The organism is Bradyrhizobium sp. NBAIM01 (assembly GCF_020194115.1).
In the GTDB taxonomy this organism is placed as follows: Bacteria; Pseudomonadota; Alphaproteobacteria; order Rhizobiales; family Xanthobacteraceae; genus Bradyrhizobium; species Bradyrhizobium yuanmingense.
On the sequence record NZ_JADYVU010000007.1, the window covers coordinates 32,415 to 47,150 of the forward strand.

General features: G+C 65.2%; 11 protein-coding genes. 5 read left to right on the forward strand and 6 right to left on the reverse strand.

Features of this window, described 5'->3' with window-relative positions; genetic code table 11:
• The first annotated feature begins 2 nt into the window (after positions 1-2).
• Entirely contained in the window at positions 3-1,238 is a 1,236-nt protein-coding gene (locus tag I6F31_RS22390) for an HlyD family efflux transporter periplasmic adaptor subunit (protein ID WP_225186126.1), read from the forward strand.
• A 210-nt stretch (positions 1,239-1,448) separates the two neighbouring features.
• On the opposite strand, the gene lepA is transcribed toward I6F31_RS22390, so the two are convergent.
• Positions 1,449-3,260, reverse strand: a complete 1,812-nt coding sequence (gene lepA, locus I6F31_RS22395) for a translation elongation factor 4 (protein ID WP_225147229.1) — start codon at positions 3,258-3,260, stop codon at positions 1,449-1,451.
• A 112-nt stretch (positions 3,261-3,372) separates the two neighbouring features.
• Here lepA and I6F31_RS22400 point away from each other — a divergent pair, with 112 nt between their 5' ends.
• A complete protein-coding gene (locus tag I6F31_RS22400) occupies positions 3,373-4,998 on the forward strand; it encodes a glycosyltransferase family 39 protein (RefSeq protein WP_225186127.1) in 1,626 nt (541 codons plus the stop codon).
• A gap of 65 nt (positions 4,999-5,063) precedes the next feature.
• Here the strand turns inward: I6F31_RS22400 and I6F31_RS22405 are convergent, their stop codons facing one another.
• The 5 genes from I6F31_RS22405 to I6F31_RS22425 form a co-directional block, all read right to left on the reverse strand.
• Positions 5,064-5,381, reverse strand: a complete 318-nt coding sequence (locus I6F31_RS22405) for an HPr family phosphocarrier protein (protein ID WP_036014186.1) — start codon at positions 5,379-5,381, stop codon at positions 5,064-5,066.
• Positions 5,378-5,779, reverse strand: coding sequence for a PTS sugar transporter subunit IIA (locus I6F31_RS22410; protein ID WP_007597752.1), 402 nt, complete (start codon positions 5,777-5,779; stop codon positions 5,378-5,380). The genes I6F31_RS22405 and I6F31_RS22410 overlap by 4 nt, the downstream gene beginning before the upstream one ends.
• 133 nt (positions 5,780-5,912) lie before the next feature.
• Positions 5,913-6,437, reverse strand: coding sequence for an HPr kinase/phosphatase C-terminal domain-containing protein (locus I6F31_RS22415; protein WP_225184088.1), 525 nt, complete (start codon positions 6,435-6,437; stop codon positions 5,913-5,915).
• Positions 6,434-8,230 (reverse strand): sensor histidine kinase, encoded by a 1,797-nt coding sequence (locus I6F31_RS22420; RefSeq protein ID WP_225150823.1) that lies wholly within the window; start codon positions 8,228-8,230, stop codon positions 6,434-6,436. Before I6F31_RS22420 ends, I6F31_RS22415 begins: the two co-directional genes overlap by 4 nt.
• Positions 8,231-8,343: 113 nt before the next feature.
• Complete coding sequence (locus I6F31_RS22425; protein ID WP_008542552.1) at positions 8,344-9,045, reverse strand: response regulator transcription factor; 702 nt, start codon at positions 9,043-9,045, stop codon at positions 8,344-8,346.
• Positions 9,046-9,286: 241 nt separating this feature from the next.
• Here I6F31_RS22425 and I6F31_RS22430 point away from each other — a divergent pair, with 241 nt between their 5' ends.
• The 3 genes from I6F31_RS22430 (at position 9,287) to I6F31_RS22440 (ending at position 14,592) form a co-directional block, all read left to right on the forward strand.
• Positions 9,287-10,036, forward strand: coding sequence for a DUF2470 domain-containing protein (locus I6F31_RS22430; protein WP_225134029.1), 750 nt, complete (start codon positions 9,287-9,289; stop codon positions 10,034-10,036).
• A 64-nt stretch (positions 10,037-10,100) separates the two neighbouring features.
• Positions 10,101-12,689: a CHAT domain-containing tetratricopeptide repeat protein gene (locus I6F31_RS22435; protein WP_225186128.1), complete on the forward strand. Its 2,589-nt coding sequence runs from the start codon at positions 10,101-10,103 to the stop codon at positions 12,687-12,689.
• Between the two features lie 286 nt (positions 12,690-12,975).
• Positions 12,976-14,592 (forward strand): phosphoenolpyruvate carboxykinase, encoded by a 1,617-nt coding sequence (locus I6F31_RS22440; protein ID WP_225114585.1) that lies wholly within the window; start codon positions 12,976-12,978, stop codon positions 14,590-14,592.
• Positions 14,593-14,736: the final 144 nt, after the last annotated feature.

A 14,736-nucleotide genomic window follows, 5' to 3' on the forward strand; every position in this document is an offset into this window, starting at 1 on the left:
CCATGCCCGCCAACTGGATCAAACGCATCATCGGCGCCGCGCTCGCTGCTGCGATCCTCGCAGGGCTCGCTTGGTTCGCCTGGCCCCGACCGGTTCTGGTCGATCTCGCGGCCGTCGCGAAGGGGCCGATCGAGGTCACGGCGGACGACGACGGCAAGACCCGCGTGCGCCACGTCTACACGGTGTCGGCGCCGATCGCGGGCAAGGTCTTGAGAATCTCGCATCCGCTCGGCGAGCAGGGGCCTTCGCTCCATGTCGGCGACGACGTCGTCGCTAACCAGACCGTCGCCCTGATGCAACCGACGCTGCCCGGCTTCATCGATGCGCGATCGCGCGATCAGCTGCAGGCGGAGGTCCTGGCCGCAGACGCCGCGATCCAGCAGCAGGAAGCTGAAGTGCAGCGGATCGAAGCCGCGCTGGATTTTTCGCGGACCGAGTTCCAGCGGGTGCAGACGCTGTTGCGGACGCAATCCACCTCGGCCCAGGCCTACGACAAGGCGAAATTCGAGGTCGCCACCAACGAGGCCGCCCTGAGAGGTGCCAAGGCCCAGGTCGAGATGCGCCGCGCAGTGCGGACCAGCCTGGCGGCCCGGCTGATGGACCCGGCAAGCGCTATCCCTCCCGCGGAGCCGACCTGCTGCATCCGTGTGCTGGCGCCGACAAGCGGACGGGTATTGAAGATCATCCAGGACAGCGAGACGACGGTTCTGCCCGGGACGCCGCTGGTTGATATCGGCGACCCGTTCGATCTCGAGGTCGTGGCCGACCTGCTCTCGACTGACGCGGTCCAGATCAAGGTCGGCGCGCCGGTCCGGATCGATGGCTGGGGCGGTCAGCCCATCGCGGGAAAGGTGGTCCGGGTCGACCCGGCCGGTTTCCTGAAAGTCTCCGCACTCGGCACCGAGGAGCAGCGGGTCCGCGTGACCATCGATTTCACCGACCCGCCCGAGAAGTGGGGCACGCTCGGGCACGACTATCGTGTTATCGTTCACGTGACGACATGGAGCGCGACCGAGTCGCTGACCGTGCCGGTGAGCGCTTTGTTCCGAAAAGGCGACCAATGGGCGGTTTTCGCCGACGAGAACGGCCGTGCAAGAACCGTCCCGGTCCGCATCGGCCACCGGAATAACCGCGTGGCCGAAGTTCTCTCCGGACTAGCTGCAGGTGATCGCGTCGTGTTGCACCCGAGCGACCGGATCATCGAGGGCATCAGGATCGCGAAGAGGGGCGAGGAATAGATACACGGCTGAGAGGCAAGCGTTCGATGATGCCACCATACCCCTGTTTTGCCCGACGGGTCAAACCGACTTCGTAAAATCGAAAAAGCACAATGCCGCCAAGAGGGCGGCTACTGTGCATGGGGTTGTTTTCGCACTTTTTTGTTTGCCGTCGGGAGAGCGCCTGTTTGCCGGCCCCGGCGACCCGGCTGGCCCGTCCTGAGCCTCGCCTCAGCTGTCGACCTTCAGCGCGGCAATAAAAGCTTCCTGCGGGATGTCGACCTTGCCGAACTGCCGCATCTTCTTCTTGCCCTCCTTCTGCTTCTCCAGAAGTTTTCGTTTACGCGTGATGTCGCCGCCGTAGCATTTCGCGGTGACGTCCTTGCGCAGCGCGCGCACCGTCTCGCGCGCGATCACCTTGCCGCCGATCGCCGCCTGGATCGGGATCTGGAACATATGCGGCGGGATCAGCTCCTTCATCTTCTCGACCATGGCACGGCCGCGCCCCTCCGCGCGGGTGCGGTGGACCAGCATCGAGAGCGCATCGACCGGCTCGGCATTGACCAGGATCTGCATCTTGACGAGATCGGCCGGCTTGTAGTCAGTGAGATGATAGTCGAACGAGGCGTAGCCCTTGGAGACCGATTTGAGGCGGTCGTAGAAGTCGAACACGACCTCGTTGAGCGGCAGGTCGTACTTCACCATGGCGCGGGAGCCGACGTAAGTGAGCTCCTTCTGCGCGCCGCGGCGGTCCTGGCACAGCTTCAAGACGCTGCCGAGATATTCGTCGGGCGTTAGGATCGTCGCCTCGATCCAGGGCTCGTCGATCTCGGCGATCTTGACCACGTCGGGCATGTCGACGGGATTGTGGATCTCGATCTCCTGGCCGTCGGTGAGCTTCATCTTGTAGATCACGCTCGGCGCGGTCGCGATCAGGTTGAGATCGAATTCGCGCGACAGCCGCTCCTGGATGATCTCGAGGTGCAGCAGCCCGAGGAAGCCGCAGCGGAATCCGAAGCCGAGCGCGGCCGACGTCTCCATCTCGAACGAGAAGCTGGCGTCGTTGAGGCGCAGCTTGCCCATCGCCGCGCGCAGCGTCTCGAAATCGTCGGCGTCGACCGGGAACAGGCCGCAGAACACCACCGGGATCGCCGGCTTGAAGCCCGGCAGCATCTCGGCGACCGGCTTCCTGTCGTCGGTGATGGTGTCGCCGACGCGGGTGTCGGCGACCTCCTTGATCGCGGCGGTGATGAAGCCGATCTCGCCGGGGCCGAGCTCCTCGACCTGCTGCATCTTCGGCGTGAAGAAGCCGACGCGCTCGACGTCATAGGCCGCGCCCGTGCCCATCATGCGCACGCGCTGGCCCTTCTTCATCGTGCCGTCGACGATGCGCACCAGCACGACGACGCCGAGATAGACGTCGTACCAGCTGTCGACCAAGAGCGCCTTCAGCGTGGCGTCGCGATCGCCCCTCGGCGGCGGCAGGCGGTTGACGATGGCTTCCAGCACGTCGGGGATGCCGAGGCCGGTCTTGGCCGAGATCATCACCGCATCCGAGGCATCGATGCCGATGACGTCCTCGATCTGCTGCTTGACCTTCTCGGGCTCGGCCGCGGGCAGGTCGACCTTGTTCAGGACCGGGACAATCTCGTGATTGTTGTCGAGCGCCTGGTAGACGTTGGCGAGCGTCTGCGCCTCGACGCCCTGGCTGGCGTCGACCACGAGCAGGGAACCCTCGCACGCCGCCAGCGACCGCGAGACCTCGTAGGCGAAGTCGACATGGCCGGGCGTGTCCATCAGGTTGAAGATGTAGTCCTTGCCGTCCTTGGCGCGGTAGGCGAGGCGCACCGTCTGCGCCTTGATCGTGATGCCGCGCTCGCGCTCGATGTCCATGGAATCGAGCACCTGTTCCTTGCCCGCCATCTCGCGGTCGGAGAGGCCGCCGGTCATCTGGATCAGGCGGTCGGCCAGCGTCGATTTGCCATGGTCGATATGGGCGACGATGGAGAAATTGCGGATGTTGGAAATAGGGACGGTCGTCATGGGCGCGGGATACCACTCACATCCCCGTGCGGCAACCATATTGCTGTATTTTCAGGGCCTTTGTTCACGCCAAGCTGATTCCATGACGGGCCAAAACGCGCTACGCACGGCCATGTCCACGACCTCTCTTCCCACTGCCGGAGCGCGGGCAAAGACCCGCTTGAGTTACAACCGCTTCCGGGCCTTCCTGGTTGCCTGTGCGGTCCGCCCCGAGGCGCGCCTGTGGCTGGTGATCCAATTCGCCATCCTGCATGTGGTGCTCTGGACCTTCATCCTGATCAATCTGAAGGCGGCGCAGGACGTTCACATGGACGTCGCAGAAGCCTGGGGCTGGGGACAGAAATTCCTCTGGGGCTATGGCAAGCACCCGCCGTTGTCGGGCTGGGTGGCCGGCCTTTGGTTCAAGGCGCTCCCGGCGGCGGACTGGGCGACCTATGCGCTGGCGATGACGACGGTGAGCGTCGGCATGGTGATCTGCTGGCTGATCGCCTTGCGCGTGGTGGATGCGCGCCGCGCGTTCCTGGTCGTGGTGATGATCGCGCTCTACCCGATCTTCAATTTCAAGGGCTTCAAGTACAACCCGGACCTCTTGCAGCTCGTCACGCTGCCGCTCCTGGTGCTCGCTTATCTCAACGCCTTCGAGAAGCGGAGCTGGCAATCCGGAATCCTGCTCGGGCTTGCCGGCGCGCTGGCGCTGATGACCAAATATTGGGTGCTGACCATGATCGGCGCGATCGGCCTCGCCGCGCTGATCCATCCCGACCGGTTGCGCTTCCTGTCGTCGCCCGCGCCGTGGGTCGCGATTGCCACGATGGTCGCGGCGATGATCCCGCACCTCGTCTGGCTGGCGGATGCGCATTTCGTGCCGCTGACCTATGCCGGCGACACCTACAGCCTTCAGGACAAGGCCCAGGTGCATCAGCTGGTCGCGGGCTATGTGCTGCATAACTTCGCGCTGCTGGCCTTGCCGGTGGCGCTCGCGGCGCTGGCCATGGCGCTGGTGCCGCCATGGGGCAAATTGCTGCTGCGTGCGCCGTTGCGCATCGTCACGCGCGCCTGGGCGCGCGGCGCCAATGCAGGGGTCAATGTCTCGCAGGCGCTGAATGTCTGGATCGTCCAGGTCATCGTCGCAGTCGGCCCGCCGCTCGGCGCGCTCGCCTTCAGCATCTACATGAAGACGGATTGGGGCATCTCGCTGTTCTTCCTGGTGCCGCTCGCTCTGGTCGCGATCCCGACGCTGCGCGTGCAGAGCGCCGCGCTGTTCAACATCGCCGCGATCTGGCTCGTGCTCAGCGCCGCGACGCTCGCCGCTTCGCCCTGGATCGCCGCGCGCGAGATGGCGGCCAATGCCGGCAATGCCCAGATCTATGGCGCGCGCTCGGAGCTCGCGCGCGAATTGACCCAGGCCTGGCACACCCGCTTCGGCTCGCGCTGGGCCGTCGTTGCCGGCACGATGGAGCAGATCCAGCCGCTGGTGTTCTACAGCCCGGATCATCCGTCCGCGCTGCTGCCGTTGGAGGCTTGGGATTCCGGACTGACCTCGCGCGACGACGCCAGGAAGTACGGCTTCATTGGCGTGTTCGATCCGACCGACGGCCGCCTGCCCGCGTTCGAGAAATGGGTGTCGGACGTCGCGCCCAACGCCGAGCGCATCGTGATGACAACGCGCCGCTTCACCAACGGCAAGGCCGGACCGTCGATGAGCTGGAACATCTACTTCGCGCCGCCGGGGAAATGATTTCGTCACCTCTCCCGCAAGTACGGGGCGAGGGAGCGCACCTGGCCGCGTGGTGAGAGAAGGGCCTAAACCCCTTCCTCGTTGAACTTGCTTTCAACGAGCTCCGTGATCGCCGCGAGCGCGGCTTCGGCGTCGGTCCCTGCCGCCGCCACCGTGATCGTCGTGCCGGGACCCGCGGCGAGCATCATCAAGCCCATGATCGAGGTGCCGCCGACGGTCTCGCCGCCGCGCGTCACCCACACCTGCGCATCGAAGCGCTCGACGGCCTGGACGAATTTCGCCGAGGCGCGGGCGTGCAGGCCGCGCTTGTTGATGATCAGGAGATCCTTGGAGATCGCGCCCGCGGGCACGCCGGTCGCGGCTTGTGGCGCCTCCTCGCTCATTTGCCGGCGAGCACCCGGCTGGCGATGGTGACGTATTTGCGGCCAGCTTCCTGCGCCATCGCGATCGCGTCGGGCAGCGGTCGCTCCTCGCGCACCTTGGCAAGCTTGACCAGCATGGGCAGGTTGATGCCCGCGAGCACTTCGACCTTGGGCCGGCTCATGCAGGATATTGCCAGGTTCGACGGCGTGCCGCCGAACATGTCGGTGAGGATCGCAACGCCGTCGCCGGAATCGACGCGGTTGACCGCCTCGATGATGTCGCTTCGGCAGAGATCGGAATCATCTTCGGCGCCGATCGTGATCGCTTCGATTTGCTTTTGTGGGCCCATGACATGCTCAAGCGCTGCCTTGAATTCGTCGGCAAGGCGCCCGTGGGTCACAAGTACTAGACCAATCATCGGAAAACTCCTCGCGGGCGCTTTTGGTGCACCGCACGAACGCGCCACTTTGACCATCCAGAGCCCCCGCGCAAGAGGGGATGTTGCGTATCTCCCTGAATCTAGACGGATGGATGAGGGGAGCTGCGCCGGTCTATTCGGTCGCGATAGTGGGGTTCATATGGTTACCATTTCCCTTCAAACAATCGCCTGATGGGTTAACCGAAGATGAACTCTTGGTAGTGGTCAAGGCCGCAACAACCAGGGGAAGGGGCGAATAGTCGCGGGGCACAGGGATTCGCGGTATTTCGACACCAAAAATGCTGGTTTTCAGGGCTTCGGCCCGCGGCAGGCGCTCCGCGTCGGCTGCGGCCAGATCGACCACGAGACCGACGGTCGCATGCTCCACGAAGTCGCAGCGGCGGATTCCGAGGCCCCGGATCTCGATCAGGCCCGCCAGGCGAGGCGCGGGGCGGACCTCAATTTCGTGGCCGAGTGTCGCCAGATGGACACGGTCGTCACCGACCAGAACGGCCCTTTCCACGACGCCCGAGCGCCCCGCCATGATCAGATCGAAGGCAAGCCGCGATTTGCCGGACCCCGAGGGCCCGCGGATCAGCACGGCGTAAGGCCCGACCTTGACGGCAGAGGCGTGAACGCTGGGCCCGCCTTCGTTCATAGCGCCGGCAGCCTGACCACGAAGCGCGCACCGGCAATTGTCGGAGTGCCGTCGGCGTCCGGCGGGCCAGGGCGGTTCTCCGCCCAGATCCGTCCGCCATGGGCGTCGACGATCTGCTTGGAGATCGACAGGCCGAGGCCGGAGTTCTGGCCAAAGCCCTGATGCGGGCGGTCGGTGTAGAAGCGCTCGAAGATGCGCTCCAGCGCGTCCTCGCGAATGCCGGGGCCGTCGTCGTCGACCACGATCTCGATCTCGGAGCGAACGCGGCGGCAGGTGAGGCGCACCTTGCTGCCGCGATCGGAGAAGGATTGCGCGTTGGAGAGCAGGTTGGAGACGACCTGTCCGAGCCGGGAATCGTGGCCGCTCACGGCGAAGGTGTCGGTCGGGCTGCGGCCCTCGAAGCGCGTTTCGACCGCGACGTCGTGGCCGAGCTTGGTTTCGTTGGCGACGGACACCAGCGTCGTCAGCAGCCGGCGCAAATCGACCGGGATCGCATCCTGGCGCTGCAGCTCGGCATCGAGGCGGCTGGCGTCGGAGATGTCGGAGATCAGCCGGTCGAGCCGCTTGACGTCGTGCTCGATCACCTCGAGCAGGCGGGCGCGGCTGTTCTCGTTGCGCGCCAGCGGCAGCGTCTCGACCGCCGAGCGCAGCGAGGTCAGCGGGTTCTTCAATTCATGGGCAACGTCGGCAGCGAACATCTCGATCGCCTCGATGCGGCTGTAGAGCGCGCTGGTCATGTCGCGCAGCGCGCCGGAGAGGTGGCCGATCTCGTCGCGGCGGCGGGTGAAATCGGGAATCTCGATGCGGGCCTTGATGCGGCGGCGGACGCGTTCGGCGCTGTCGGCGAGCCGGCGCACCGGACCTGCGATCGTGCTCGCCAGCAGCAGTGACAGCATGATCATGACGGCGGCGGCGACGCCGCCGACCTTCAGGATGGCGAGGCGCTCGGCGGTGACCATCTGGTCGATGTCGTCGCCTTGCGTCGACAGCATCAAGGCGCCGTGGATCGCGCGCGAGCGCAGCACGGGGACCGCGACCGAGACGATCACCTCGCCGCGTGCGTTGACCCGCACCATCGAGCGTTTCTGGCCCTGCAGAGCGTCGCCCACTTCGGCATAGCCGTTGCCGTTCTCGGGCCCGAGCTCGCGATAGAGCGGCAGGTCGCCGCGGTTCAGCCAGGTCCGCACCGCGACCTTGCCGCGCTCGATGATGCCGGGTTGCTCGGCCGGCGGCGGCAGCGGAAAGCGCAGCACGTTTTCCAGGTTGCGGCTGTCGAGCAGCAGGCTGCCGTTCGGATCGTAGATGCGGGCGCGCGTCTTGGTCGGCGAGATCAAGGTGCGCAGCACCGGCGCGACGCGCTCCGGATTGATCGGGAAGTCCAGCGGCGAATACTCATCCGAGCCGCCATAGGTCTCGCCCGGCTTGAGGTCGAGCAGCCTGTCGGGGTCGATGGTAATGGCGTTGGTCTGCACCGTCGCGGAGGCCGCGATCGCCCCGGCGATGATCTCGGCCTGCACCAGCAGGCTCTGCGCGCGCGCATCGATCAGGCCGGCACGGAATTGCGACAGGTACAGGATGCTCGCCACCAGTGCGACGAGGCCGGCGAGGTTGAGCGAGACGATGCGGCGGGTCAGGCTCGAGAAGGACAGCGCGAAGAAGAACTGCCCGGCGCGTTTCAACCAGTTCAGCGGCCGGAAGCCCTGCGGCTTGTTGTCGGCAACGTGCTCCTGAACGCCGTCGGATGCGATATCCCCGGCGCTCTGGTTAGGGTCAGGCTGCGTTCGGTCAAGCAATGCTTACGCCCGCGTTAGGACGGCCCGTGCGAAGGTCCCCGCATCCTAGAGCGATCCTCGTCCCGATGGAACGAGAACCGGAGATGCTCTCGATCGCCGTGGAGGAGGCGCCCTCAGGCTTCCTTGAAACGGTAGCCGACGCCGTAGAGCGTCTCGATCATCTCGAACTCGTTGTCGACCACCTTGAACTTCTTGCGCAGCCGCTTGATGTGGCTGTCGATGGTGCGGTCGTCGACATAGACCTGGTCGTCATAGGCGGCGTCCATCAGCGCGTTGCGGCTCTTCACCACGCCGGGCCGGGTCGCGAGCGCCTGCAGGATGAGGAATTCGGTCACGGTGAGCGTCACCGGCTCGTTCTTCCAGGTGCAGGTATGGCGCTCGGGGTCCATGCGCAGCAGACCGCGGTCGAGCGCCTTGGCGTCGTTCTCCTTCGGCGCGACGGTCGGATCCTTCGGCGCCGAGCGCCGCAGCACCGCCTTGACGCGCTCGACCAGCAGACGCTGCGAGAACGGTTTGCGGATGAAGTCGTCGGCGCCCATCTTGAGGCCGAACAGCTCGTCGATCTCCTCGTCCTTGGAGGTGAGGAAGATCACCGGCAGGTCGGACTTTTGCCTGAGACGGCGCAGCGTCTCCATGCCGTCCATGCGCGGCATCTTGATGTCGAGGATGGCGAGATCGGGCTGGGTGGTACGGAAACCGTCGAGCGCGGAAGCGCCGTCGGTGTAGGTCATGATACGGTAGCCTTCGGCTTCCAGCGCGATCGAGACGGATGTGAGAATGTTGCGGTCGTCGTCGACCAAAGCGATTGTGGGCATGAGCCTCTCTGCTTTCTGCTTTCCGTTTGGGTCGTGGCTTGAAACGGCGAGCAATCAGTGATGCGCCGCATACATGGGTGCCGAAGTGGCGTTCGAACCTTGTCACCGAGCAATGCAAGCTGGGCTGAAGTGTGACCAAGTTCCACGAAACACGGCAGATTCGCCGCATCTCGACCCATAACCGGGCCCCCGTTTACCCGAAAAAAGACCCTCCTTGCAACCACCTGAGCCGAGAAAGCCGATGCAACCGACCCCCGATTTCGACCCCGCAAAGCTCGCCAAATCGCTGCTGAGGCGGTCCCGGCAGGGGGCTCTGGCGACGCTGATGGCCGGCAGCGGCGATCCCTATTGTTCCCTGGTCAATCTGGCCAGCCATCCCGACGGCTCGCCGATCCTGTTGATCTCGCGCCTCGCCGTGCACACCAAGAACGTCCTCGCGGACTCCAGGGTCTCGCTGATGCTGGACGAGCGCGCGGCCGGCGATCCCCTGGAAGGCGCCCGGATCATGCTGTCCGGCCGGGCCGAGGAGGCCGATTCCAACAAGGATCTGCTCCAGCGACGGTATCTGAGTGCTCACCCCTCGGCAGAAGGCTTTGTTTCTTTTAAGGATTTCTCCTTCTTCCGGATCCGGCCCACGGGAACACATCTGGTCGCCGGCTTTGGCCGGATCGTCGACCTCAAGCCGGAGCAATTCCTGACGGACCTCACCGGCGCCGAGGACCTGCTGGCGGCGGAGGAGGGCGCCGTCGAGCACATGAACGCCGACCATCGCGACGCCCTCAATCTTTATGCCACGAAGCTGCTCGGCGCCACCGAGGGCGACTGGCGCTGTACCGGCTGTGATCCTGAAGGCCTCGACATGCAGGTCGGCCAGGCAACGCTGCGGCTGGACTTCCCGGAGCGGGTGACGGATGGCACGGCGCTTCGCAAGATGCTGGTCCGTCTCGCTGGCGAAGCGCGCACGAAGGTGGACCAGGGCGCAACCGCTTGAACGCGGCTACCGATCGCCGCGACCCATGACCGTGATGGTTTTCGGGCTCGCAGCGAGAGGGGTCATGACGCGTCAACGTTTGGCATGGACGGCGGCTCTCGCGCTCGCCATCACCACCTTGCTCGCCACGCCAGCCCTTGCGCAGAAAGGTCTCGCCGCCGAGAGCGCGCGGCTCACCGCGCTCATCGGTGCCGGAAAATATTCGGAAGCGCTGCCGTTGGCGCAGGCGATGGTCGCCAGCCTGGAGAAGGACAACGGCCGCGATCTCTCGGGCGCGTTGAACAATCTCGGCCAGGTCCATGCCGGTCAGGGACGGGACGATCTGGCTGAGCCGCTCTACAAGCGCGCGATCGCACTCATGGAAAAATCGCTCGGCTCCGACAACGCCCTGGTTGCGGCCGAGCTGACCAATCTTGCCGCGCTCTATCAGCGGCAGGGTCGCTTCGCAGAGGCCGAGCCGCTGTTCAAGCGTGCACTTGCCGTGCGCGAGAAGGCGCTGCCGCGCGAGCATCCCGACGTCGGTCAATCCCTCAACAATATCGCCACGCTCTACGCCAAGCAGCAGCGTCCGGCCGATGCCGAGCCACTGTTCCGCCGTGCGCTCGCGATCTATCAGAAGGCTGCCGGTCCCGAGCATCCCGCGGTCGCCACGGTCCTGAACAACATCGGACAGGTCGAGCGCGACCTCAATCGCGACGCCGGTGCCGAAGCGCCGATCAAGCGCTCGCTCGCGATCCGCGAAAAGGTGCTGGGGCCTGAACACCCCGACGTCGCGCGCTCGCTCAATAATCTCGCCGGGCTCTACCAGCACCAGCAGCGTTTTGCCGATGCCGAGCCGCTGTATCGTCGCGCGCTGGCGATCCGCGAACGCGCGCTCGGGCCGGATCACCCTGATGTTGCGACTTCGACGAGCAATCTTGCCGACTTTCTGCAGGCGACGGGGCGGACGGCGGATGCCTTGCCGTTGGCGCAGAAGACGCTTGCGGCCAATCGTGCGCAGCTGCGCGTCGTGCTGCCGATCCTGTTCGCGGCACGGCAGCAATCGCTGCTGGCGAGCGAGAAGGCGCTCGACGATGCGCTTGCTGCGATCCAGCGCGGCACGCAATCCTCTGCCGCTTCTGCCGTGAACAAGCTCGCGGTGCGGCTCGCCGCCGGCAGCGACCGGCTCGCCGAGCTCGTGCGCAAGGATCAGGATCTCGCGGCCGAGTCGGAAGCGCTCGACAAGGCGATCATCGCTGCGGTGTCGAAGCCGTCGGCGCAGCGCGACGTCGCGGCCGAGCAGCGCAGCCGCGTGCGGATTGCGGCGATCGCGGGCGCGCGCAATGGATTGCAGAAGACGCTCGCCGTCGAGTTTCCCGACTATTCCTCGCTATCCAACCCGCTGCCGCTGACCGTCAAGGACATCCAGCCGCTGCTGGCGTCCGACGAGGCGATGGTGGTCTATTCCGTCGTCGACAGGCGGAGCTATGTCGTCGCGATCACGCGCGAGAGCGTCGACTGGAAGGAGATTCCGCTCGGAGCGGACGCGGTCGCACAGAAGGTCACGGCCTTCCGCAGGGGGCTCGATGTCGGCAAGGCGCGCGATGCATCCGGCAAATCGGGATTGTTCGACCTCGGTCTTGCCAACGAGCTCTATGTCGCGCTGCTCGGCCCGGTTGAGGCGCTGACCAAGGACAAGCGCAACCTGCTGGTCGTGCCGTCGGCGGCATTGACCGCATTGCCGTTTCATCTGCTGGTCACGGAGAAGCCACAGGCTGCGATCCCGGACCGGCTCGAGGGCTATCGCAGTGCTGCCTGGCTGCTGCGGCGTCAGGCCGTTTCGGTCCTGCCGTCGGTGATCAGCCTGAAATCGCTGCGCGCTTTTGCCCGCAGGGATCAAAGCGTCAAGCCGATGACCGGTTTCGGCGATCCCGTGTTCAACCCTGCAGCCGAAGGGCCTGCCGACCGGCGTGCCGCGAACGGCAAGGTCGCCGCACGCAGCATCGCGACGATCGCCTATGCCGACTTCTGGCGCGGCGCAGGCGTGGATCGTGCGCGGCTGGCCCAGGCGCTGCCGCAGCTGCCCGATACCGCCGACGAATTGAACGCGGTGGCGAGGGACGTCGGCGCTGCCGAGGCTGACATCCATCTCGGCCGCGACGCCAGCGAAACGACGCTCAAGCGTGCAGCGCTTGCCCAATACGGCATCATCTACTTTGCCACCCACGGCCTCGTCGCCGGCGATGTCAAGGGATTGGGGGAGCCCTCGCTGGCGCTCTCCATCCCCGACCAGCCGACGGAGCTCGACGATGGTCTTCTCACCGCGAGCGAAGTGGCCCAGCTCAAGCTCAATGCCGATTGGGTTGTGCTGTCCGCCTGCAACACCATCGCGGGCGACAAGCCCGGTGCCGAGGCGTTGTCAGGATTGGCGCGCTCGTTCTTCTACGCAGGTGCTCGCGCGCTCCTGGTGTCGCATTGGGCCGTGGATTCGGAGGCTGCGACCCGCTTGACCACGTCGACGTTCGAGCTGCTGAAGAACGAGCCAAAGCTCGGCCGCGCCGAAGCCTTGCGCCGCGCGATGTTAACCTATCTCGACGACGCCTCGTCGCCGCGCAACGCTTATCCCGCGATGTGGGGACCGTTCGCGTTGATCGGAGAGGGCGAGGTAAAATAGGGGTGTTGACGCACTGATTGTGCGTCGCAATAACCGGACATAACGCGCAGATGTGCATTTGGTTGCGCGATCATCCGCACTTTCTCGATGCGGCCTTTCAGAGCTGACATGCGCGGCGTTTGGCGCGGTCCTTGAATAAACCAAATCCTGCGGGATCAGCTTGGCAACGCCGGCGTTCATCATTATTAGGTCGTTCAGCCGAGGCCGAACGGCCCATATTCACGGTGATCGCGACGGCGCCAAACTTGGCCGCGCTTGATGTCGCGGGTTCTAGGAGGGATTTTTCGTGCAAGAGACGGGCGTGCGCAACGGTGCCTTCGGCGCCGACAAATTCGGCTTAAAGAATCTCAAGCAGGTTCACTGGAATCTGGGTGCGCCACAACTCTATCAATACTCGCTGGCAGCGGGTGAGGCGGTGCTCTCCGCCGACGGCGCGCTCTGCGCCGACACCGGCGAGTTCACCGGGCGCAGCCCGAAGGACAAGTTCACGGTGCGCGACGCCACCACCGACAAGAAGATGTGGTGGGCCGGCAACCAGTCGATCACCGCAGAGCAATTCGAGACGCTCTACCAGGACTTCCTCAAGCACGCCGAAGGCAAGCGCCTGTTCGCGCAGGACCTCTATGGCGGCGCCGACCCGGCCTACCGGATCAAGACGCGCGTCTTCACCGAGCTTGCCTGGCACTCGCTGTTCATCCGCACGCTGCTGATCCGCCCCGAGGCGATCGAGCTGCCGACCTTCGTGCCGGAGCTCACCATCATCGACATGCCGAGCTTCCGCGCCGATCCTAAACGCCATGGCTGCCGCTCGGAGAACGTGGTCGCGATCGATTTCGCCCGCAAGATCGTCCTGATCGGCGGGTCTTATTATGCCGGCGAGATGAAGAAGTCGGTCTTCACGACGCTGAATTATTATCTGCCCGAGCGCGGTGTGATGCCGATGCACTGCTCGGCGAATGTCGGCGCCAAGGGCGACACCGCGATCTTCTTCGGCCTGTCGGGCACCGGCAAGACGACGCTGTCGGCCGATCCCAACCGCACGCTGATCGGCGACGACGAGCACGGCTGGGGCCCGAACGGCGTCTTCAATTTCGAAGGCGGCTGCTACGCCAAGTGCATCAAGCTGTCGAAGGAAGCCGAACCGGAGATCTATGCCGCCTCGACCCGCTTCGGCGCGGTGCTCGAGAACTGCGTGCTCGATGAGGACACCCGCGTCGTCGATTTCGACGACGGCTCCAAGACCGAGAACACGCGTTCGGCCTATCCGCTCGACTTCATCCCGAACGCCTCGCGCACCGGCCGCGCGCCGCAGCCGAAGAACGTGGTGATGCTGGCCGCCGACGCCTTCGGCGTGCTGCCGCCGATCGCCAAGCTCTCGCCGGCGCAGGCGATGTATCACTTCCTGTCCGGCTACACCGCCAAGGTCGCCGGCACCGAGCGCGGCCTCGGCAACGAGCCGCAGCCGGAATTCTCGACCTGCTTCGGCTCGCCCTTCCTGCCGCTCGATCCATCCGTCTACGGCAACATGCTGCGCGACCTCATCGCCCAGCACAATGTCGATTGCTGGCTGGTCAACACCGGGTGGACCGGCGGCAAGTATGGTGTCGGCTCGCGCATGCCGATCAAGGTGACGCGCGCGCTGCTCACCGCCGCGCTCGACGGCTCGCTTCGCAACGTCGAATTCCGCACCGACAAGTATTTCGGCTTTGCGGTCCCGACCGCGCTGCCGGGCGTGCCGGCCGAGATCCTCAACCCGGTCAACACCTGGAAGGACAAGGACGAGTTCGACAAGACCGCCCGCGCGCTGGTCGGCATGTTCCAGAAGAATTTTGCCAAGTTCGAAGCACAGGTGGACGCCGAGGTGCGCGCGGCTGCCCCGGACGTGAAGCTGGCCGCGGAGTAAGGTCGCATTGTTTGAATTGCGAAAGGGCGGCCGAAAGGCCGCCCTTTTTCTTTCCTTCTCCCCTTGCGGGAGAAGGTGGCGCGAAGCGCCGGATGAGGGGTTCTGTCCGCAAACTCAAGTGCGAGGGAAGTGCCCGCGGAGAGA

Bases quoted from the DNA above. Each gene is read 5' to 3' on its own strand.
- I6F31_RS22435 (WP_225186128.1), top strand. From the start codon at position 10,101: ATGACGCGTCAACGTTTGGCATGGACGGCGGCTCTCGCGCTCGCCATC.
- I6F31_RS22390 (WP_225186126.1), top strand. From the start codon at position 3: ATGCCCGCCAACTGGATCAAACGCATCATCGGCGCCGCGCTCGCTGCT.
- lepA (WP_225147229.1), bottom strand. From the start codon at position 3,260: ATGACGACCGTCCCTATTTCCAACATCCGCAATTTCTCCATCGTCGCC.
- I6F31_RS22430 (WP_225134029.1), top strand. From the start codon at position 9,287: ATGCAACCGACCCCCGATTTCGACCCCGCAAAGCTCGCCAAATCGCTG.
- I6F31_RS22405 (WP_036014186.1), bottom strand. From the start codon at position 5,381: ATGAGCGAGGAGGCGCCACAAGCCGCGACCGGCGTGCCCGCGGGCGCG.
- I6F31_RS22415 (WP_225184088.1), bottom strand. From the start codon at position 6,437: ATGAACGAAGGCGGGCCCAGCGTTCACGCCTCTGCCGTCAAGGTCGGG.
- I6F31_RS22410 (WP_007597752.1), bottom strand. From the start codon at position 5,779: ATGATTGGTCTAGTACTTGTGACCCACGGGCGCCTTGCCGACGAATTC.
- I6F31_RS22400 (WP_225186127.1), top strand. From the start codon at position 3,373: ATGTCCACGACCTCTCTTCCCACTGCCGGAGCGCGGGCAAAGACCCGC.
- I6F31_RS22425 (WP_008542552.1), bottom strand. From the start codon at position 9,045: ATGCCCACAATCGCTTTGGTCGACGACGACCGCAACATTCTCACATCC.